We start from the raw sequence: 21,658 nt of genomic DNA, 5'->3' as shown, positions 1-21,658 counted from the left end.
ATCCCCTTATTTCTTTGGTGTATAAGGTACTCCATCTGCAGCAGGTGGCACGCTCTTTCCACCGACACCCACAAGTGCAAGTATTGTCAATATATAGGGCAACATCATGATTATATTCTTAGAAAATGCCGTATTCTGAAGCTGCATGCTGAGAGCTGTTGCAAATCCAAAGAGAAGTGCAGCACCAAAAGACCCAAAAGGTGTCCATTTACCAAAAATCATTGCTGCCAACGCAATATAACCTCTACCACTTGTCATATCAGGGTTGAAACTATTTAACGCACCTATTGACAGGTAAGCGCCACCCATCGCAGAAAGAATACCGCTTAATGCAACGCCAAGATACCTTAATTTTATAACATCAATACCCGCTGTTTCAGCCGCCTCAGGATTTTCACCAACTGCTCGAAGTCTTAGTCCCAAATTTGTGTGGAACAGAAAATAATCTGATATGAATAAAATTATTATCATCAAATATACTACTACACTGTGCCCACTTAAAACTTGACCTAAAAATGGTATATTCTTAATGCCTGGAATATCTATAGTGGGAAGCATAGGAGTATCAGTAGGAGTACCTGTAAAACCATACATCGTATTTAAAAGGTACGCCGTAATACCCGATGCAAAAATATTAATTGCCATACCTAAAATTATTTGATTAGCCGTTAAGCTTACAGCCGCCCACGCAAAAATCAAAGCAACTATAAGCCCTACTATTATAGCACCTAAAAATCCTAACCAAGCGCTACCTGTCGCATGAGCAAATACAACTGCAAAAAACGCTGCAATAAGCATAATACCTTCCATCGCTATATTTACGACGCCAGATCTTTCAGAAAAAGTACCACCTAGCGCAGGTAATGCTAATGGTGTGGCCATAGCCAAAGTAGCTGCCCAAAGTTGTGGATTTAAAAATATTTCCTTCATGCTTCTGCCTCCTTCTTTTGCTTTTTAGCAAACATACCTTTTATAACTTCTGCTACTCTATGAGCTGCAACGAAGAATACTATAAGCCCTGTAATAACGTCTGCCATTTGACCTGGTACCTGCGCATTAAGCTGCATATACTGAGAACCAGTACCTAAAGCCGCAAACAAAATTGCCGCAAATATAACTCCTATCGGATTGTTGTTTGCGAGAAGCGCTACAACTATTGCTGTATAACCGTATCCAGAAGTAAAACTGTCATAAAGCCTATGCTGGACTCCTAACATCTGAACAGCACCTGCAAGTCCTGCAAAGGCGCCACTTAGTCCTAATGAAAGCACCATATTCAAAGGCACATTCATTCCTGCGTACCTTGCTGCTCTTTGATTATATCCTACTGCTCTCATTTCAAAACCCCATGTCGTTTTAAACATAAGCCAATATACAAAAATTGCAGCAGCAAGAGCAATAAAAATTCCATAAGAAAGTTGAGTGTTTTGAATCAAAAATGGTATTACTGCACTTTCCTTAATTACAGGAGATTGAGGAATTGTTCCTCCCTTCTCCATCATAGGGCCAAACTCAAGTAAAAAATGGCTAAAATATATAGCAATATAACTCATCATCATGGTAGTTATAACTTCATTAGCACCAGTATAGGCTTTTGCAAGTCCTGGAATGAGTCCTGCCCAAAGTCCTCCTGCTATCATCGCAGCTATAAGTGCAAAGGGTATATGAATATACCATGGCAATCCAGTAAAACTATAGCCTATCCAAACACCTACTATTGCACCTATCCAATACTGTCCTTCTGCACCTATATTAAATAGTCCAGCCTTAAAAGATATAGCTACACCCAATCCTGTCAATATAAGAGGTACAGCAGCTGCAAGAGTATTTGCAATATTATTAACTGAACCAAAAGCACCTATAAATAAAGATATATAAGCTGTTATAGGATTAAATCCTGTAATAAGCATTATAATAGAACCAACTATTATTGCTATAAGCACAGCTACAACAGGAATATACAGTTCTTTTAAAAGATTCTTCATTATCTCGCCTCCAATGTCGTCTTATCAAATCGTGAACCAGCCATAAGCATTCCTATTTGTTCTCTCGTTGCAGTTTTGCCGTCCAAAATATCCATAAGCTGTCCATTGTATATAACTCCAATCCTATCTGATAATGACATTATTTCTTCTAGCTCTAATGAAATGAGAAATACAGCAGCACCTTTATCTCTCAATTCCAGTATTCTCTTATGGATATATTCTATGGCGCCAACATCCATACCTCTTGTAGGCTGAACTGCAATCAAAAGCTTAGGATTGTATCCTACCTCTCTTGCCAAAATAACTTTTTGCTGATTTCCTCCTGATAAACCACGAGCCTTAAGCATGTATTCGGGAGGCCTTACGTCAAATTCTTTGACTTTTTTCTCGGCATTTTCATATACTTTTTTATATTGAATTACACCATAGCGAGAATAGGTGGGATCTTTATATTCCCTCAAAATCAAATTTTCTGCAATTGTAAAATCCAAAACAAGTCCATCTGCTTGCCTATCTTGTGGAATATACGATATACCCTCTCTATAAAGTTGTCTTGTAGGGAAATTTGTAACATCTTTTCCGTAAAATAAAATATTACCTGATTTCTTAGGCCTTAATCCCATTATAGCTTCTACTAATTCTAACTGCCCATTTCCATCAATACCAGCCAGTCCAAAAATTTCTCCTTCTCGAATATCAAAACTTACATCTTTCACTTTTGGAACATTCTGTTGATCAACTACATTTAAATTTTTAACACTTAAAACAACATTTCCTGGCTTGTATTCGCTCTTTTCTATTCTCAATACTACTTCTCTACCCACCATCAAATTAGCAAGTTCTTGCTCATTCGTTTCTTTTGTGTTTAAAGTACCAACAGCTTTACCTCTTCTCATAACAGTAACTCTATCAGAAATCTCTAATACTTCTTCTAATTTGTGACTTATAAATATTATTGACATACCTTGTTTTACAAGTTCTCTCATTATTTCAAATAATTTTTCTGTTTCCTGAGGAGTAAGCATAGCTGTCGGCTCATCTAAAATCAAAAGTTTCGCTTTCCTATAGAAAGCCTTTAAAATTTCAACCCTTTGCTGAAGACCAACAGATAAATCTTTTACTTTTGCTTCAGGATCTATTTCTAAGTGATATTTTTGTGAAATCTCTCTTATGAGTTCATTTGCTTTTTTCCTATCGTAAGTTATGCCTTTAGGCTCTGCACCTAATACGATGTTTTCTGCAACTGTCAAAACAGGAATAAGCATAAAGTGTTGGTGTACCATTCCTATACCCTTTTCAATAGCTTCATGAGGACCACTTAGATTGAGTTCTTCCCCATCAAAAATAAGCTTACCTGAATCCGGTTTATATAAACCGTATATAATATTCATTAAAGTAGATTTGCCAGCACCGTTTTCTCCAAGTATAGCGTGAATTTCTCCCTTTTCAACTGTAAGGTTGACATTGTCATTTGCTACAACCTTAGGAAATACTTTCGTAATATTCTTTACTTCTAATATCGCGCTCATACTCCTACCTCCAAAAAGGGGCTGAACAGTATTCAGCCCCGGTTTTTATGGTTTTAGTTTATTTTGAAACTTTATCAGATACTGTTATCTTACCGTCTTTTATATCCTGTGCTAATTGATTAACTTTATCTATGATAGATTGTGGAACATCTTTATTCACTTTACCTATTCCTACACCCTCGTTTTTCAAATCAAAGTATACAATACCACTCTTGAAGTTACCATTTAAAGTATCCTTTATAACATCATATGTTGCAACATCAACTCTTTTTACTGCTGATGTCAAAACATGATCAGGAGCTAAATAGCTTTGGTCTGCGTCAACACCAATAGCATATACGTTTTTCTCTTGTGCCGCTTTTATTACTCCGTCACCAGTACCACCAGCAACTTGGAAGATTATTTCTGCACCCTGGCTTATCTCTGTCAAAGCCATTTGCTTACCTGCCGCAGGGTCATTGAAATTATTTGTATAATTGATAATAATTTTTATGTCAGGATTTACAGCTTTTGCACCTTGTTGATAACCTGCAATAAAGCTATCAACTGGTGGTATTTGCATTCCTCCAACCACACCTATGGTGTTTGTACCTTTTACTTTACCGACTTTTTCTTTCTCCATTAATCCAGCCATAGCACCTACAAGATAACCGACTTGCTCTGTCTTGAACATAGCTGATGAAACATTAGGTCTGTCTGTCACTTCTGAGTCAATTATAAGAAATTTCGTGTCTGGGAATTTTTGTGATACTTCTTCAACAGCATCATGCATCATAAAACCTACTGCAATTATCAAGTTGTACCCTTGTTGTGCAAAATTTGTTAAGTTTGGTACATAGTCTTCCATTTTCTTTGATTGTATTACGTTAACTGTAACACCTAATTCTTTAGCAGCTCTTTGCAAGCCTTCATAAGCCATTTGGTTAAAGCTGTGGTCATTGATGCCACCCACATCTGTTACAAGACCTACTTTAAAATCTTTGTTTTTAGATTCTTGTGTAGTAGTTTGGGGTTGTGTACTTTCTTGCTTTGTCTTTGAAGAGCATCCTGACAAAAGCACTGAAACTGATAACACTACAATTAACAAGGATGCTAAAACAACACGCCACCTTTTCATCATATAACCTCCTACAAAAAATTTTGTTACCGTTTACCGATTTTGCACTCGGTAAACATATAAGCTTGTCTGACATCTAACTTTATTATAACTTTATCAAAGGTCATATACAACTCCTAAATTCATCAGTTTTACTTAAAAGGCATACAATTTCTCTAAAAATCTCCGTTTTTCTTTATGTATCTTTCACAATTATATTTTTTATTTTACTATTACCCTGAAATTTTATTTAATACTTTATTTACAACTTCATCTCTTACTTCCTTGTATTTATTTAAAATTTCATCGCATTCTATCCGCGCTTTTTCTGCCAGTTCTTTATCCTTAATATAAGGCAAATTCACTTTTACATTTAAAACAGCTCCTTCTATAGCTGCATATAGTAGAATAGCCCCAACTGCCGCATCAGATATGGCATTAGGATTCCCGTATTCCGCAATCAACATCGTCGGGGTAAATGCCTCTCCACATAATCTCGCAAGTTTTAGAGGAACATTCATAGCGTTAATATAAGCTTTTTGAAGCGCTTCGTTCCTTATTTTTCTATTTTCTTCAGTATCTTTTGGCATTTTAAGGACTTTCATCACTTCGTCATAAGCTACAGTGTCTTCATCAATAAGCTTTACATATTCTGCAAGAAGTCGATTACATATACTAAGCCCTTGTTGAATCTCTTCTTTAATATCATCAGTATATTCCTCATAAAATTTTCGCCCTATTGTAAGATTGTAAACCATAGAAGAAAGGGCAATCCCAAGGCTTGCTGATACCGCCGATACACTTCCTCCTCCCGGTGTTGGTGATTTTGAGGCCACTTTTTCAATATACTCCTTTAATGAATCATCAATTAGCATAAAATCATCTCCTTCTCTGTGTATATATTTTCCCCCACTACCTATTATACCAATGATATATAATTTCCGTAATACAACTGCCAAAAAAATTGTTACAATATTTTTGAGAGTTTTATATTATTTGGGGGTTTTCAAAGATATATTTGTATAAAAAAATCCACAGCGCATACTGTGGATTTTTTTGACGTCATACTTTTCACCACGTTTATTAATAATTTTCTAAAACTTCCTCATTATATTTATCATAAACATATTTAAAATCTGCTGCACGTTGTAAAATACGCATTTTTACCTTACCCCAATTACAACCGCCTTATCTCCTTTTGACTTTATAACTGTGTTTACATGATTTATTCCAAAGTGGTACATCACATAGTCAAGGTTTGGTACGTCAATTAAGAGTATGTCTGCCTTTTTACCCTTTTCTATTGTGCCTATTTCATTTCCCCTATCAATAGCACAAGCTGCATTTAAAGTTACAGCAGTTAAAATCTCTTTGGCAGACATTTTCATTTTTATATACGCAAAAGACATTATAAGTTGTAAATTTTCTGTAGGACTTGTCCCCGGGTTGTAATCCGTACCAAGAGCCACAGCAAGACCTTTTTCAATTAATTTTCTTGCATTGGCATAAGGTCTATCTAAAAAATAAGAAACTCCAGGAAGAAGTACCCCTACAGTACCTGCTTTTTTCATAAGTTCAATTCCTTTTTCAGATACCTCTTCAAGATGGTCTGCGCTTACAGCACCTAATATTCCCGCCAATTCTCCTCCACCACTTTGTGTCAACTCATCAGCGTGAATTTTAAGTTTCATTCCATACTTTTTAGCCTCTTCTAATATCTTTTTAGACTGTTCATAGTCAAAAGCTCCATCTTCGCAAAAAACATCACAAAACTCTGCAAGATTTTCCTCTTTTACTTTGGGAATCATTTCATTTATAATTTTATCAACATATCCCCAAGAATTCTCCTTAAACTCCGTGGGTATTGAATGAGCCCCTAAAAAAGTAGGAACAATATCCACAAGAGAGATTGAATTAAGCTTATTCATAAGTCTTAAAAGCCTTATCTCTTCTTCTGTGCTAAGTCCATATCCACTTTTTACTTCTACAGTAGTAGTGCCATGAGATAGCATTATATCAAGGCTTTTCATAGCTTTTTCTATCAATTGGTCATCAGAAGCATTTCTGGTTGCATTAACAGTAGAAAGTATTCCTCCACCTTGCTTTAATATGTCTACATAACAATACCCTTTTAATTTAAGTGCCACTTCATTTTCTCTTGAGCCATAATGTATAAGATGAGTATGAGGGTCTACAAATCCAGGAATTGCAATCATGCCTTTTGCGTCAATTTTTTCTTTTGCAGAAATTGCGGCAGGTGATTTTCCTGCCGCTAAAATTTTTCCATCTTTTATTGCAATATAAGCATCTTCAATTTCTTCTATATTTTCCACGTCACTTCCACATTGTGGGCAATTGCCAAGAGGTGTATAAATTTTCTTAATGTTGTATATTAACAAATCTGCCTCCATTTTAACACCTCATTCGTATATTCTGTTTTCTAAAACCATATTTTCAGAAAAGTTCTCTATTCTTAAATAATAATCTGCCACATCAAACAAAGCCTTTGCTGGCACAAGCCCTATTATTTCACTGCCTATAACATTTACCCCATACCTACTAGCTTCTGCTTTAATTGTTTCAAAAACTCTGTAAATAGGTGTTTTATTAAAATCAGTAAGGTTCATCGACACCTGCACAATTCCTCTTTCTTTTAATTCCACCCCCATCGCCTTTACATACCGGTAACCGCCGTTTGAAAATCGGATAGCTTTAGCAATTTTGTTAGCTATATTAATATTGTCTGTAGCAAGATTGACATTGTAGGCAATGAGAAAATTTCTTGCGCCAATCACTGTCGCACCGCTTTTGGGGTTCATCTCCTGCGGACCAAAGTCTGGCTTCCATTCCGGCTGTTTTATCTTTTCAAAAAAACCTTCATATTCTCCCCGCCTTATATTCTCTAAATTTTTTCTTTCAGGAGTTGTAGCAGCTTCTTCATATAAATACACAGGTATACTAAGCTCTCTTCCAACCTTTTCTCCTACTTCTCTTGCAATTTGGATACATTCTTCCATTGTAGCATTTTTCACAGGTATAAAGGGTACTACATCTGTTGCCCCAATCCTCGGATGCTCCCCTTTATGGTACCTCATATCAATTATCTCTGAAGCTTTTTTAATGAGCTTAAAAGCCGCTTCTTTTACTCCCTTTGCATCTCCACAAAAGGTTATAACTGTCCTGTTGTGGTCTTTATCGGAAGAGTAATCCAAAAGCTTTACTCCTTCCGTCGACACAACTTCTTTGACAAGCTGTGCTATTTTTTCTTGGTCTCTTCCTTCACTAAAATTAGGTACACATTCAATTATCTGATCCATTTATTTCCTCATCCTTTCCAACGTTATTTTAGCATAGGCATTTTTATTCCTTTTTCTTTCGCAGTTCTTATTGCAATTTCATATCCAGCATCTGCATGTCTCATAACACCAGAACCAGGGTCAGAGGTCAAAACCCGCTCTATTCTCAAGTCAGACTCTTTTGTTCCATCGGCACACACCACTACTCCTGCGTGTATTGAATATCCTATTCCAACTCCACCGCCGTGATGTACTGATACCCATGTAGCTCCTGAAGCAGTATTTAACAAGGCGTTAAGTATTGGCCAATCTGCGATAGCATCACTGCCATCTTTCATTGCCTCCGTTTCTCTGTAAGGGGATGCAACAGAACCTGTATCATGGTGGTCACGACCTATTACAATAGGAGCTTTCAGTTCGCCTTTTCTCACCATTTCATTTATTGCAAGTCCAAATTCCGCCCTTTGGCCATATCCTAACCAACAAATCCTCGCAGGCAATCCTTGGAATTTAATCTTTTCTCTCGCTAACCTAATCCATCTTTCAAGCAGTTTATCTTCAGGGAAAAGTTCTAAAACTTTTTCGTCAGTCTTGTAAATATCCTCAGGGTCTCCTGATAATGCAATCCAGCGGAAAGGTCCCTTCCCTTCAGAGAATAAATCTCTTATATACTCAGGAACATAACCTTGGATATTAAAAGCCTCTTTTACCCCTTCATCATAAGCCATTCTCCTTATGTTATTGCCGTAATCAAAAGCTATTGCTCCTCTTTTTTGCATCTCAAGCATTGCTGAAACATGCTCTGCCATAGCTTTTTTAGCTCTCTTTATATATTCCTCCGGATTTGATTTTCTAAGAGCAAATGCCTCTTCTAGTGTCATTCCATTTGGCACATATCCGTTTAATGGGTCATGGGCTGATGTCTGGTCTGTTACAACGTCTGGAATTATTCCTCTCCTTACAAGCTCAGGATGAACATCTGCGGCATTTCCGACAAGTCCAACTGACAAAGGCTTTCCTTCTTCTTTCGCTTTCAAAACCATTTCTAAAGCTTCGTCAAGATTGTCTGTCATTACATCAAGGTATTTAGTATCTAATCTTCTCTGTATTCTATTTCTGTCCACTTCTACTACAAGGCATGCGCCATCCAACATGGTAACTGCTAAAGGCTGCGCTCCGCTCATACCTCCAAGTCCGGCTGTAAGTACAAACTTTCCCTTCAATGTTCCATCAAAATGTTTTTTAGCAAGAGCTGCAAAAGTCTCAAAAGTTCCTTCTATAATCCCTTGTGTTCCTATATATATCCAACTTCCTGCTGTCATTTGCCCATACATGGTAAGCCCTTTTGCCTCAAGGTCCCAGAAATTTTCCCAATTAGCCCATGCAGGTACTAACATTGCATTGGATATGAGCACTCTTGGTGCCATTGTATGAGTTTTAAAAATTCCTACAGGTTTCCCAGATTGTATGAGAAGTGTCTCATCTTCCTCCAAATTTTCTAAGCTCTCTATTATTTTATCAAAAGCTTCCCAATTCCTTGCAGCTTTTCCTGCTCCTCCATACACTATCAAATTCGCCGGGTCCTCTGCTACCTCCGGATCTAGATTGTTCATCAAAGTCCTGTAAGGCGCCTCTATTTGCCAATTCTTGCAATGTAATGTGGTCCCCCTTGGCGCTCTTATAACTCTTGACATATTTAAATCCCCCCATAAATTTTTTAATTTGGTGATATAGTATATTTCTATTTATCACTTCAAAAATCCTGCTAATATTTATACATTTTTAAATTTAAAAAGCGGGAGTTCTCCCGCTTCAGACTGTAGACAAACTTTCGTAAAGGAGATATTTTGCATAAGGAGTGACTTGTTACAAAGCGATAACAAAACTTAGCAAGACCGAGGGTGGAGGCAGGGCCGAAGCCATGGATGGCGGAGGCGGGCACCTTAAGGCATGGATGCCGATTGTGCCCGGTACCCTGCCGGAGCCTGAAGGTCGAGCTTTAGTTTTGTCGCTTTGTAACATCGGAACGACGATGCAAAATATCTCCTTTGAATATTTTTTAACTTTGTCAACAAAGTGAAGCGGGAGTTCTCCCGCTTACTCTACTTTAAACTGCTTAATTGCTTCCATAAGCGTATTGGCATAATTCTTAAGTTCATTTGCTGTTGATGCCATCTCTTCCACAATTGCCGACTGTTCTTGTGATGTTGCGGATACTTCTTCCGCTGATGCCGCTGACTCTTCTGATACAGCCGCTATGTTCTGTATTGAATCTACTATCTTGTTTTTATGCTCCTCTATCTCCTTTAATGATTTGTTTAGATTGTCAATCTTCTCTACTATGAAATTCACTGCATGAAGTATTCCTTCAAATACATCTTTTGTGGTATTGACTACATTGCTTTGCTCTTCTATTGATTTTGTTGAGTCTTCTACTGTCTTGTAAGTATCGTTAATCGTGCTTTGTATCTCAGATATTAAGTTAGCTATATTTCTCGCTGCCTGTGAGGACTGCTCTGCCAATTTCCTCACTTCGTCTGCTACAACGGCAAAACCTCTTCCTGCCTCTCCTGCTCTTGCTGCTTCTATCGCGGCGTTTAGTGATAAAAGATTTGTCTGGTCTGCTATGCTTGTTATCGTCTCTACAATTTTGCTTATCTCTGCAGATTTTTCAAGAAGATAGTTTGTAGATTCTTTTACATTGTTATTCGCTTCTATTGTCAGTTTTGTCTTTTCTATTAAGTCATCTATAGTGACAAGTCCTTCATTGGATACCATGCTGACATTCTCTACTTCTTGGTTTATCTCATCAGCGTTTTTAAGGGATTGGTCTATCAATTGCCCAAGTAATACAGTGGCATTAGCGCTCTCCTCTGCTTCTCTTGCTTGGCTAGAAGCTCCTTGTGCGATTTCTTCAATGGCTTTTGCAACGTCTTGTGTGGCTTGTGCTGCTTGTTCAGAAGCTACAGCCATGTTTTCCGCTGAGTGATTTACAGACTCTGATACGCTTTTTATGTCAAAGACAAGTCTTCTTATTCCTTCCACCATGGTATTAAAACTGTTTGCCAATATTCCCACTTCATCTTTTGCTTTTACATTAGCTTTAACCGTAATATCCCCTTTAGCTGCTGCAGACATAGCAGTTACCACTTTTTTGATTCCTGAGGATATAGAATTTGCAAAGAAGTATGCTATTAAAAATCCTATGAGTAATACTATTATACTTACAGTGATTACAAAATCTCGTATTTTCGTCACATCTTTTGTTAATTCGCTATTTTCCATTGTAACTACTGCTTTCCACCCAAAGCTGTCAAGATTTCTCACACTGGCAAACTTGTACACATTGTTTGAACTGTACTGTATAGTAGCATTATTAAGACTTAACAATTTTTCCCCAAAGTCATATTTTTTTATAGAAGTAAACAACTTAGTAGTATCCGGATGAGTAATAACAGTACCATCTTTTGTAACTAGGTATATGTACCCTGTCTTTCCAAGTTTAACACTAGATATATTTTTAGAAAGTTGTTCTAAACTTATATCAATTCCTAATATGCCTACTAACTTACCACTGGAACCCGTAATGGCTTTAGTAACAGTGATTTCTGGCGCCTTAGTATTGAAATCTTCATAAGGATCTGTCCAGACAATATTACCTCCGGCTTTTTCAGCATCTTTATACCACGGCCTTTCTGTTGGATCATAATTTTCTAGTTTTTGAGGTGGGTACAAAATCATCTTTTTATCAGGTGTCGCAAAATACACATTCATAGCGTCTGGCATAGATTTTTTTACTTCTTCTAATTTTTTAAGTACTGCTTCATCTAAAGCACTGCTTCCATCATAATTCATTATAGCATTTGATTCAGCTAACATTTCAATCATTGATTCTGTGTCTTGTTTAATAGAATTTATGTACTTATTTAAAACCGATAAAGCTGCTTGATTAGAATCGTTTATCTTGGTTTTAAGAACACTCTCTGCAATATTTGTAGAAAAATATCCTGTTATGACAAGGGGAATTAAAATAAACAAGAGTATAAACACCAAAAGTTTTGTTCTAATGCTTTTCATTTGTTACCCTCCCATTATATAGAAATAAAGTGTTGTTGATCCCCCTTTTTATCCCACAACACTTCTTCTAATGCTTCTACGATTTTGTAATTATATTTTTGTGGTTGGGTTTTTAATTCAAATATTGCCTCGTGTATACTTTTTAACCTCTTTTCATTATAAGGCCTTTTTGTAGTCATTGCATCAAAAGAATCACAAATTCCTATTATTTGAGCATTTAAAGGAATAATACTGACACCAAAAGGATAGCCAGAACCATCTAGCCTTTCATGATGGTAAAGTACCCCTGGAATTAAATCCTTCAAAGAAGGAAAAATTTTTAACATCTCCGCGCCATAACTCGGATGTATCTTCACAAATTCGTATTCTAACTCTGTAAGCGAACCTGGCTTGTCAAGAATGGCGACAGGTACTAATACCTTGCCAATATCGTGTAATAATCCCCCCTTACAGTTATAAATTTGCTCCTCTTTGGGTAATCCCAATTTTTTAGAAACTAAATAAGTAAGTTTCGCAACTCTTATACTGTGTAAATAAGTTATATAATGATAATGTTTCAAACTCGTCATTAAATGCTTTATAAGATAATACTCGCTGTAATTGTATACTTCCACCGTTTTCCCTTCTTCTCGACATAATTTGACAAAAAAATTATACCATTTGTTTCTTATAATGTCAATTTTAAAAAAGTTTCAAAAAACTGTTTTTTCTTGCGATATTTTTCTTGATATTTATTTTTTCTATGAGTTATTTAAGGATGTATTAACAAAGGACAATCTGGATAAACTGTAAAAGAGAAACCATTGACAAAAATCTAAAAAAAGCTATATAATATGCGTTGGAATATTTTTGTATATATTAAAAAAATGTTGTAGTTAAAAAAAAACGTGTAAGATGGAGGTTTTTTTATGACATCAAATGTAAACGATGCAAAAAAATTAGCTTTGATTCCCCTCATTTTAATGATCTTTACCTCGGTATTTGGCTTTACAAATATTCCTCGTTCTTTCTATTTGATGGGATATGGAGCTATCCCATGGTATATTCTATCAGGTATAACTTTCTTTATACCTTATGCCTTTATGATGGCAGAATATGGTTCAGCTTTTAAAGAAGAAAAAGGTGGCATATATTCTTGGATGGAGAAATCAGTAAACCCAAAGTACGCTTTTATAGGAACTTTCATGTGGTATGCTTCTTATATCATATGGATGGTAAACGTAAGCTCCTCTATATGGATACCTCTTTCCAATGCTTTATTCGGAAAAGACACTACTTCTACGTGGAACCTTTTTGGTTTAAAATCAACTCAAACTTTAGGACTTTTGGGGGTAATATGGGTAATCACTGTAACTTATGTGGCTTCTAAAGGATTAAAAAGTATTTCAAAGGTATCTTCTGTAGGTGGAACTGCAGTTGCTTTATTAAATATAGTCTTACTAGGTGATTGCAAAATGAGATAAATATTAGAGTAAAAAAGTTACATTACAAGGAACAAAATAAAGAAATTACATTTTAAAAGTACGCTCAAGAGGGGAAAAGAGAAATGGAATAAAGATACAAATTCAAAAAAGACAATACCTAACACACCTTTTTAATGTAAAAAGGTGACAAACGAATCAAACCATAAGAACAAGTTATCAAGCCAAAAGTTTTTTCAAAGATAAAGGATGTTCAAAAGTACCAAGTTTTGCAGTAATAATTAAACCAATATGTTGAGTGATAGCCCCAAGAAAAACATCAGCTTTGATTGACCTGGTATTTATGAGTTTAAAGCTATCAACAGCGATAGAACTTTTTAAAAGGGAAATAGATTTTTCAATAATATGGCGTTTTTCATAAAGTTTGGACCACTTTTTAGAGTTACGAGGGACAACAGTGTTTTTTCTAAAATCAATATCAAGGGTAGTATAGAATATTCTGCCGCATTTAGAAGAGGTACAGGGGTTATCACATTGAAGGATATAAGTAGTTTTACCGTTTAGTCTAACTTTTTTGGACATAGGGCAAAGCCATTTAATTCTGGTAGTTCTACCTTTTTCCCGAACGATGCCATCATAGGACATTTTAAGAGAAGGGTCACTGGGGCAGGTAGGGATACCATCAGAGTTAAAAGTAGGTTGAGGTAAGTTTTTAGAATTTCGAGGGTTAATAGGGATAATAGGGATTATGCCATGCTCTGAGAGCAAGTATTTGTAATTATCAAAAGAATCAAACCCGGCGTCACCTAAGAAGTATCTATAAGAGAAATTAGGATGTAAATTAAAGAATTCCTTAAGAGAAGGGATTAAAGTTTTAGAATCATATAAATCTTTAGACTCGGCAGCAGATTTAGCAGTATTGACATCTAAAGAATCATCGTCATAGAAACTAATATGCTGAATAATGCCTAAGCCATTAGTGAGGATGGTAGCTTTGATAGAGTAACAATAATGGCCATTAATATAAGAGAATTTAGCATCAGGATTAGAGTGAGCGAACTTAGGCATTTTAGAACAAGCATAAGAGTGGGCATCAAAATCAGGATTAGATTTAGAGAACTTTTTAATATTTCTATAAAGGGAATCAAAGAACTTAGGATTATTTTCTCTGACATAAGGTTGAAAGCCAGTAGTATCAGCGATGAGGATATTAGAAAGTGAAGGATTAATAGCCTGACAAATAGGCTCAGTTAAATTAACAAGATTATTGAAGAAATTCTCCAAATCTTTGAGGAAAATGGATTTAAATCTAGAGAATTGAGAAGGATGAGGGACTCTTTTAAAGCCACAAAGCTCTCTTAGTTCTTTAGATAGCTTAAGAACATGTGCAAGGAGTTGAACAGTAGGGATAGAGAGAATTTTTTGGATAATCAAAGCAGTGAGCATAGATTCAAGAGAAAAATCTCTATGACGTCCAAAGTGGGAATAATAGTGGGCATAAAAAGAAGATGGAATAAGTTCAGATAAATCAACAAAAGATTCAAAGAGTTTAATAAATTTGGGCTTATCTTCTTCAAAGAAGGATTGAACATCATCGTAAATATCTGAGAGAGAAAGTTGTTTAGCTTTGATTTTCATAGGATTTCCTCCATTTCTTTTTGGGATTTGGTTCTCTATATAAATTCGACGAAAGTGGAGGAATTCCTTTGAAAATATATAGCAGAATCCCTTAATCCATAAGGATTTTGGGATTCTGCAAAGACCTATATAGTCTTACTTTTAGGAGGTATATTTGTCCTAATCGCTAACGGTGGAAAAGTTGCTCAACCAATTATTTCAGCTCATTCATTTACTACATCACCAAATCCTGCTTATCAATCAACTATCGCCATGTTTGCATTTTTAGTTTTTGCTATATTTGCATATGGAGGATTGGAAGTAGTAGGAGGACTTGTAGACCAGACAGAAAAGCCAGAAAAGAACTTTCCAAAAGGATTATTGATTTCTGCACTGCTTATTTCTATTGGATATTCAATAGGAATTTTTATGGTAGGAACATTTACTAACTGGAAAGAAGTATTAGGCACTCAAAATGTCAATATGGCAAATGTAGCATATGTAGTAATGCAAAATTTAGGTTACAAAATAGGACAAGGATTAGGACTTAATGAAGCTACATCTCTTACTATAGGTGCTTGGTTTGCAAGGTATGTAGGATTATCAATGTTTTTAGCATTGAGTGGCGCTTTTTTCACTTTATCTTATGCACCTTTAAAACAAATAATAGAAGGAACTCCTGCAGAGTTATGGCCAGGTAAAATGGGTAAAATCGAGGGCGATATTCCTAAAAATGCTATGTGGGTGCAATGTGCAATAGCGGTTGTAATAATTATCCTTGTTTCTTTTGGAGGAGAAGCTGCAGCTAAATTTTTCGCAAAACTCATATTGATGACAAATGTAGCTATGACATTGCCTTATGTATTTTTATCAGGTGCTTTCTACTCCTTTAAGAAAAATAAACAAATCCAAAAACCTTTTGCAATATTTAAAACTGACAGCAGTGCACTTATAGCAACAATAATTGTTACAGCAACAGTGGCTTTCGCTAACTTCTTTACAATAATCCAACCGGCAATTAACGGAGACACAAACTCTACTATCTGGATGATTGTAGGTCCACTATTTTTCTCCATCGTCGCACTTTTAATGTATAGACGTTATGAAAACAGGAAAGAAGCTGCAAAAGGCAAAGCTATTCAGACAAAAATAAGACCAGGACACAGATAAAGAGGGCATTAAAAGCCCTCTTTCTAGTTCTATTTTTTGATATAGATTTATCATAAAAAAGTTTTAATTTTTTTGACGGTGTGGTATAATTATTATGTACCTGTTATATAGCTTTAATAAAAGCAAAAATCTAAATTAATACGGTCTGTTATACACTCTATAAATACCTGTTATATAATAAGATGAAATATTGTATACTGTGCTATATCAGGTACATCCTTCTTTGATTGGTGATTTTTTGACCATTTTATTTAATTATTTAAATAAGGAGAGGAGTAAAGAAATGGCTAAAGTAATGAAGACCATGGATGGTAACACAGCTGCTGCCCATGTGGCTTATGCTTTTACGGAAGTAGCTGCGATTTACCCCATAACTCCATCGTCTCCAATGGCAGAAGTGGTAGATGAATGGAGTGCACATGGAAGAAAGAACATATTTGGTCAGCCGGTAAAAGTTATTGAAATGCAGTCAGAAGCAGGTGCTGCAGGGGCTGTTCACGGATCACTGGCAGCAGGAGCTCTAACAACGACATTTACTGCATCACAAGGACTTCTTTTAATGATTCCCAACATGTACAAAATTGCAGGGGAGCTTTTACCTGGAGTATTCCATGTAAGTGCACGTGCCGTTGCAACACATGCTCTTTCAATTTTCGGTGACCATTCTGACGTTATGGCATGCCGTCAAACAGGTTTTGCTATGCTTGCTTCTGGCAGTGTACAGGAAGTAATGGATTTAGCAAGCGTCGCACACCTTTCTGCAATTAAAGGAAGAGTACCTTTCTTGCACTTCTTTGACGGATTTAGAACATCTCACGAAGTGCAAAAAATCGAAGTTTTAGATTACGAAGATCTCAAAAAACTTGTAGACTATGAAGCTTTAAAAGCATTCAGACAAAGAGCACTAAATCCAGAACATCCTGTAACAAGAGGTACAGCTCAAAACCCAGACATTTTCTTCCAAGGAAGAGAAGCTGCTAATAGATTCTACAATGCTATACCTGAAATCGTAGAATATTACATGAATGAAATAAACAAATTAACAGGCAGAGAATATAAGCTGTTCAACTATTATGGTGCACCAGATGCAGAAAGAATAATAATTGCAATGGGTTCTGTAACAGAAACTATTGAAGAAACAGTAGATTACTTGATGAAAAAAGGAGAAAAAGTAGGTGTCGTAAAAGTACATCTTTATAGGCCTTTCTCTATAAAACACTTCTTAGACGTAATACCAAAGACAGTAAAGAAAATAGCCGTGCTTGACAGAACAAAAGAACCCGGTTCAATTGGCGAACCTTTATATGAAGATGTAAAAACTGCCTTCTTTGATAGTGAATTGCGTCCAGTCATTGTTGGAGGTCGTTATGGTCTTGGCTCAAAAGATACTACACCTGCACAGATCATTGCTGTATTTGACAACCTCAAAGCTGATGAGCCAAAAGACCACTTTACAATAGGAATAATAGATGATGTGACCTTTACATCACTTCCTGTAGGAGAAGAAGTTGACACAGCACCAGAAGGGACAACCAGCTGCAAATTCTGGGGATTTGGTTCTGATGGTACAGTTGGTGCAAACAAGAGCGCTATAAAGATTATAGGCGACAATACAGATTTGTATGTGCAAGCTTACTTCTCTTACGATTCAAAGAAGTCAGGCGGTGTAACAGTATCCCACTTAAGATTTGGTAAAAAGCCAATAAGGTCTACTTATTTAATTAACAAAGCAGACTTCATTGCCTGCCATAAGCAATCTTACGTTTACAACTATGACATATTGGCAGGATTAAAAGATGGCGGTACTTTCCTTCTAAACTGCAATTGGAAAGTTGAAGAATTAGACAAAAAATTGCCTGCTTCAATCAAAAGATATTTAGCTAAACATAACATTAACTTCTACATCATCAACGCTGTAGACATCGCAAAAGAAATAGGTTTAGGCGGAAGAATTAACATGATAATGCAATCTGCTTTCTTCAAACTCACAAACATAATACCAATTGAAGAGGCAGTAAAACACTTAAAAGAAGCTATCGTAAAAGAATACGGACATAAAGGCGAAAAGATAGTACAGATGAACTACGAGGCTGTAGATAGAGGTATAAATTCTTTAGTCAAAGTAGAAGTACCTGCTTCTTGGGCAGATGCTGAAGATGAGCCAAAAGAAGAAAGACAAGCACCTGATTTTGTAAAAAATGTTGCCGATGTAATGAATAGATTGGAAGGAGACAAACTTCCTGTAAGTGCCTTCCTCGGAAGAGAAGATGGTACATTTCCACCAGGTACTGCAGCTTATGAAAAACGTGGAATTGCTGTTGACGTACCTGAGTGGCAAATAGATAACTGTATACAATGTAACCAATGCGCTTTTGTATGTCCACATGCTGCAATAAGGCCCTTCTTGCTCACAGAAGAGGAAGTTAAAAACGCACCAGAAGGATTTAAAGTTAAAAAGGCTATTGGAAAAGGCTTTGAAGGACTATACTACAGAATTCAAGTCAGTGTCCTTGACTGTACAGGTTGCGGCGTTTGTGTAAATGAGTGTCCTGCAAAAGAAAAAGCACTTGTAATGAAGCCTTTAGAAACACAAATGGAAGAAGCAAAGAACTGGGAATACGCAATGACTTTATCACCAAAAGAAAACCCAATGAACAAAGAAACAGTAAAAGGAAGCCAGTTCGAAAAGCCTCTGCTTGAATTCTCAGGTGCTTGCGCAGGATGCGGTGAAACACCTTACGCTAAACTTGTCACACAGCTTTTTGGCGATAGAATGATGATAGCGAATGCTACAGGTTGTTCTTCAATTTGGGGAGCAAGTGCACCATCTACACCATATTGTACAAACCATGAAGGAAAAGGACCAGCTTGGGCAAATTCCCTTTTTGAAGACAACGCAGAATTTGGTCTTGGCATGGCATTAGCTGTAAAACAACAAAGAGCAAAATTAGCTGATATAGTAAAAGAACTGTTGGAGCTTAACATCACAGCAGAGCTAAAAGAAGCATTGCAATTCTGGCTTGACAACATGATGGACGGCAAAAAATCAAAAGAAGCTACCATAAAATTGTTACCAATACTTCAAAACTATAAAGCAGCAGACGCAAAAGTAAAAGAGCTTATTAATGAAGTACTTGAAAGAAAAGATTACCTCATTAAGAAGTCTCAATGGATATTTGGTGGCGACGGTTGGGCATACGATATAGGTTATGGCGGATTAGATCATGTACTTGCTTCGGGAGAAGATATAAACGTCTTAGTATTCGATACAGAAGTTTATTCAAATACAGGTGGACAATCTTCAAAGGCAACACCAGTAGGTGCAGTAGCACAATTTGCAGCAGCAGGTAAACCAATTGGCAAGAAAGACTTAGGAAGAATGGCAATGACATACGGATATGTATATGTAGCACAAGTTGCAATGGGAGCAAGCCAGACACAATTAATTAAGGCATTAGTCGAAGCTGAAAGCTATCCAGGACCATCTCTCATCATAGCCTATGCTCCATGTATCGCTCATGGCATAAAACAAGGTATGAGCTGCAGCCAATTAGAAGAAAAGAAAGCTGTAGAAGCAGGATATTGGGTTCTCTATAGATACAATCCGCTTCTCAAGAAAGAAGGAAAGAATCCATTCATCCTCGATTCTAAGCCGCCAAAACTCTCTGTTAAAGACTTCTTGCAGGGCGAAATCAGATTCTCAGCTCTTGAGAAGACTTTCCCTGAAAAAGCACAAAAGCTCTTTGAAGAAGCTGAGAAGCAAGCTCAAGAGAGGTATAAAATCTACGAAAGATTGGCAAAAGATGAATAAAAAATGGAGGGAACATTCCCTCCTTTTTTATCTCTGCAAAAGGCATGTGTGTAAAATTTTAGTAGGAAAAATAATATAGCTGACATTATGCACAAAGCGCGCGACCTACAAACTTGTGATACACACTGCAAATGTCTGTAACCATTAATATTAATTCTAATGTGGTATAATATATACGGGTGTTTGTCACTTTTGTAAATATATCATATGTAAAATTATATGCACTAGTATAGCATTCCATTTTATTTTTTGTTATTCTTGCTCATTTAAAATTTCACTCAGAAAGGACGGTATGGTAAATGAATCCTATAGACCAAGCTATCAGTTTTTACAAAGAAGAAGTTGAAGCTGCCGACCTTTATACATACCTCGCGAAAGTTGAGAAAAATCCACAAACTAAAAGTAATTTTGAAGCACTTGCAAAACTAGAGAAAGCTCACGCAAAATTTTGGCATCAATTTTTAAAAGACAGAAATATAGAAATTCCGGAAGAAAAATCTCGTAAATTAAGGCTTTTTACTTATAAAATATTGAGAACTTTATTAGGAAGTAAATTATTCGTCACAATACTTGAGATGAATGAAACAACAAGTACCGAATCCTATTATCGCTATTTTAACGAAGCTTCTCTTACAGAAGAAGAAAAATTAATTCTATCAAAAATCATAGAAGATGAACTTGAACATGAAAAAATGTTTAGCAGACAAAAAGATAAATTCAGCATAGAAAACATAAGAGACTTTATACTTGGAATGAACGATGGTCTTGTGGAAATTTTAGGAACTGTAACGGGACTTTCAGCTGTTTATCCAAAAAGTCCCATCACCGTTGGCACTGCTGGTTTGGTAGTAGGAGTAGCTGGTGCTCTTTCTATGGCAATAGGTGCATACACCTCTGTAAGGTCTCAAAGACAAGTAAATGAGGGTATAAAAAAGAAAATGGAGCTTTTATTTAGAGTCTCAAAAGACAGGGCAAAAGAGGAATTTTTAAATAAACTATCCGAATCCGGTATACCAGAAGATATCGGGAGAGAAATTGTAAACAAACTTAGTGACAATGAAGATGCCATGACAAATCTTTTAACTGAAGAGATTTCTGAAAACGAAATAAAATCTGCTCTATATACTGGTATCGCATACCTTGTAGGACTCGTATTCCCCGTTTTGCCTTACTTTATAATCACTTCATCCTCTTTAGTAGCTCTTGCATTTTCAGTAATTTTTGCAGCAATAGCACTTTCTATAGTAGGAATTATAGTATCTGTCGCTTCAGAAAGTCTGTCTATAAAAGGAAAGGTTTTAGAAATGGTAGCAACAGGCCTTGGAGCAGCAGTTTTATCATATCTCTTTGGAACTCTAGTGCAAAAAGTATTTGGAATAAGTGCATAAAAAATAAGGAGGACGAAAACCCTCCTCATAAACTGTAGACAAAGTATGTTTTTTGATTGGCACTTTGCAAGTCTGCTCCAGCAACAAAGCAGACTAAACTAACGCTCGTTCTCAGACTCAGGCTAATAATCCTCCAAAAAACTTTGAAGAAATAGAACAGTACAATAAAAAACTCATTAAAAAAGATGTTCAGGTAAAGTTACACAATACGGATAGGCGATATATGGCTGTTTTTTTGAACAGTTTATGGCTAAGAGAGAAACTATAA

At 36.2% G+C, this 21,658-nt stretch carries 14 protein-coding genes and 1 pseudogene; 4 read left to right on the top strand and 11 right to left on the bottom strand.

Going from position 1 to position 21,658, the window contains the following annotated elements; translation table 11 throughout:
* Positions 1-6 precede the first annotated feature (6 nt).
* The 10 genes from EB239_RS04875 to EB239_RS04825 form a co-directional block, all read right to left on the bottom strand.
* On the bottom strand, positions 7-930 hold the full coding sequence (locus EB239_RS04875; RefSeq protein ID WP_003869243.1) for an ABC transporter permease: 924 nt from the start codon (positions 928-930) through the stop codon (positions 7-9).
* Positions 927-1,985, bottom strand: coding sequence for an ABC transporter permease (locus EB239_RS04870; RefSeq protein ID WP_003869242.1), 1,059 nt, complete (start codon positions 1,983-1,985; stop codon positions 927-929). The genes EB239_RS04875 and EB239_RS04870 overlap by 4 nt, the downstream gene beginning before the upstream one ends.
* Positions 1,985-3,514 carry an ABC transporter ATP-binding protein gene (locus EB239_RS04865; RefSeq protein WP_003869241.1) on the bottom strand — a complete coding sequence of 510 codons (1,530 nt, stop codon included), beginning with the start codon at positions 3,512-3,514 and terminating at the stop codon, positions 1,985-1,987. Before EB239_RS04865 ends, EB239_RS04870 begins: the two co-directional genes overlap by 1 nt.
* A 58-nt stretch (positions 3,515-3,572) precedes the next feature.
* Positions 3,573-4,631 (bottom strand): BMP family lipoprotein, encoded by a 1,059-nt coding sequence (locus EB239_RS04860; RefSeq protein WP_003869240.1) that lies wholly within the window; start codon positions 4,629-4,631, stop codon positions 3,573-3,575.
* Between the two features lie 212 nt (positions 4,632-4,843).
* Complete coding sequence (locus tag EB239_RS04855) at positions 4,844-5,485, bottom strand: cyclodeaminase/cyclohydrolase family protein (RefSeq protein WP_003869239.1); 642 nt, start codon at positions 5,483-5,485, stop codon at positions 4,844-4,846.
* A gap of 288 nt (positions 5,486-5,773) precedes the next feature.
* Entirely contained in the window at positions 5,774-7,021 is a 1,248-nt protein-coding gene (gene hutI / locus EB239_RS04845; RefSeq protein ID WP_003869238.1) for an imidazolonepropionase, read from the bottom strand.
* A 9-nt stretch (positions 7,022-7,030) separates the two neighbouring features.
* Entirely contained in the window at positions 7,031-7,927 is an 897-nt protein-coding gene (ftcD, locus tag EB239_RS04840; protein ID WP_003869237.1) for a glutamate formimidoyltransferase, read from the bottom strand.
* A gap of 23 nt (positions 7,928-7,950) precedes the next feature.
* Positions 7,951-9,600, bottom strand: a complete 1,650-nt coding sequence (gene hutU, locus EB239_RS04835) for a urocanate hydratase (RefSeq protein ID WP_003869236.1) — start codon at positions 9,598-9,600, stop codon at positions 7,951-7,953.
* A gap of 403 nt (positions 9,601-10,003) precedes the next feature.
* Positions 10,004-11,983: a methyl-accepting chemotaxis protein gene (locus EB239_RS04830; RefSeq protein WP_003869235.1), complete on the bottom strand. Its 1,980-nt coding sequence runs from the start codon at positions 11,981-11,983 to the stop codon at positions 10,004-10,006.
* 14 nt (positions 11,984-11,997) lie between these two features.
* Complete coding sequence (locus tag EB239_RS04825) at positions 11,998-12,597, bottom strand: HD-GYP domain-containing protein (protein WP_003869234.1); 600 nt, start codon at positions 12,595-12,597, stop codon at positions 11,998-12,000.
* Between the two features lie 294 nt (positions 12,598-12,891).
* Between EB239_RS04825 and EB239_RS04820 the strand changes: the two are divergent.
* Positions 12,892-13,425: pseudogene (locus EB239_RS04820) on the top strand (amino acid permease); the annotation flags it as partial.
* 198 nt (positions 13,426-13,623) lie between these two features.
* On the opposite strand, the gene EB239_RS04815 reads toward EB239_RS04820, so the two are convergent.
* Complete coding sequence (locus tag EB239_RS04815) at positions 13,624-15,042, bottom strand: transposase (RefSeq protein WP_129545100.1); 1,419 nt, start codon at positions 15,040-15,042, stop codon at positions 13,624-13,626.
* A gap of 129 nt (positions 15,043-15,171) precedes the next feature.
* Between EB239_RS04815 and yjeM the strand changes: the two genes are divergently transcribed.
* The 3 genes from yjeM to EB239_RS04800 all read left to right on the top strand — a co-directional run bounded on the left by yjeM (position 15,172) and on the right by EB239_RS04800 (position 21,390).
* Positions 15,172-16,191, top strand: coding sequence for a glutamate/gamma-aminobutyrate family transporter YjeM (gene yjeM / locus EB239_RS04810; protein ID WP_318261461.1), 1,020 nt, complete (start codon positions 15,172-15,174; stop codon positions 16,189-16,191).
* Positions 16,192-16,474: 283 nt separating this feature from the next.
* Positions 16,475-20,002, top strand: a complete 3,528-nt coding sequence (gene nifJ, locus EB239_RS04805; protein WP_003871359.1) for a pyruvate:ferredoxin (flavodoxin) oxidoreductase — start codon at positions 16,475-16,477, stop codon at positions 20,000-20,002.
* A 299-nt stretch (positions 20,003-20,301) separates the two neighbouring features.
* The gene (locus tag EB239_RS04800; protein WP_003871360.1) at positions 20,302-21,390 is read left to right on the top strand and encodes a VIT1/CCC1 transporter family protein; all 1,089 of its coding nucleotides are present in this window, start codon (positions 20,302-20,304) and stop codon (positions 21,388-21,390) included.
* Positions 21,391-21,658 lie beyond the last annotated feature (268 nt).

This window comes from Thermoanaerobacter ethanolicus JW 200, assembly GCF_003722315.1.
GTDB lineage: Bacteria > Bacillota > Thermoanaerobacteria > Thermoanaerobacterales > Thermoanaerobacteraceae > Thermoanaerobacter > Thermoanaerobacter ethanolicus.
Note: the sequence above shows the minus strand (reverse complement) of the source record. Positions and strands in the feature narration are given on the sequence as shown.

Coding starts and splice junctions, on each gene's coding strand:
- EB239_RS04875 (WP_003869243.1), bottom strand. CDS start 930: ATGAAGGAAATATTTTTAAATCCACAACTTTGGGCAGCTACTTTGGCT.
- EB239_RS04870 (WP_003869242.1), bottom strand. CDS start 1,985: ATGAAGAATCTTTTAAAAGAACTGTATATTCCTGTTGTAGCTGTGCTT.
- EB239_RS04865 (WP_003869241.1), bottom strand. CDS start 3,514: ATGAGCGCGATATTAGAAGTAAAGAATATTACGAAAGTATTTCCTAAG.
- EB239_RS04860 (WP_003869240.1), bottom strand. CDS start 4,631: ATGAAAAGGTGGCGTGTTGTTTTAGCATCCTTGTTAATTGTAGTGTTA.
- EB239_RS04855 (WP_003869239.1), bottom strand. CDS start 5,485: ATGCTAATTGATGATTCATTAAAGGAGTATATTGAAAAAGTGGCCTCA.
- hutI (WP_003869238.1), bottom strand. CDS start 7,021: ATGGAGGCAGATTTGTTAATATACAACATTAAGAAAATTTATACACCT.
- ftcD (WP_003869237.1), bottom strand. CDS start 7,927: ATGGATCAGATAATTGAATGTGTACCTAATTTTAGTGAAGGAAGAGAC.
- hutU (WP_003869236.1), bottom strand. CDS start 9,600: ATGTCAAGAGTTATAAGAGCGCCAAGGGGGACCACATTACATTGCAAG.
- EB239_RS04830 (WP_003869235.1), bottom strand. CDS start 11,983: ATGAAAAGCATTAGAACAAAACTTTTGGTGTTTATACTCTTGTTTATT.
- EB239_RS04815 (WP_129545100.1), bottom strand. CDS start 15,042: ATGAAAATCAAAGCTAAACAACTTTCTCTCTCAGATATTTACGATGAT.
- nifJ (WP_003871359.1), top strand. CDS start 16,475: ATGGCTAAAGTAATGAAGACCATGGATGGTAACACAGCTGCTGCCCAT.
- EB239_RS04800 (WP_003871360.1), top strand. CDS start 20,302: ATGAATCCTATAGACCAAGCTATCAGTTTTTACAAAGAAGAAGTTGAA.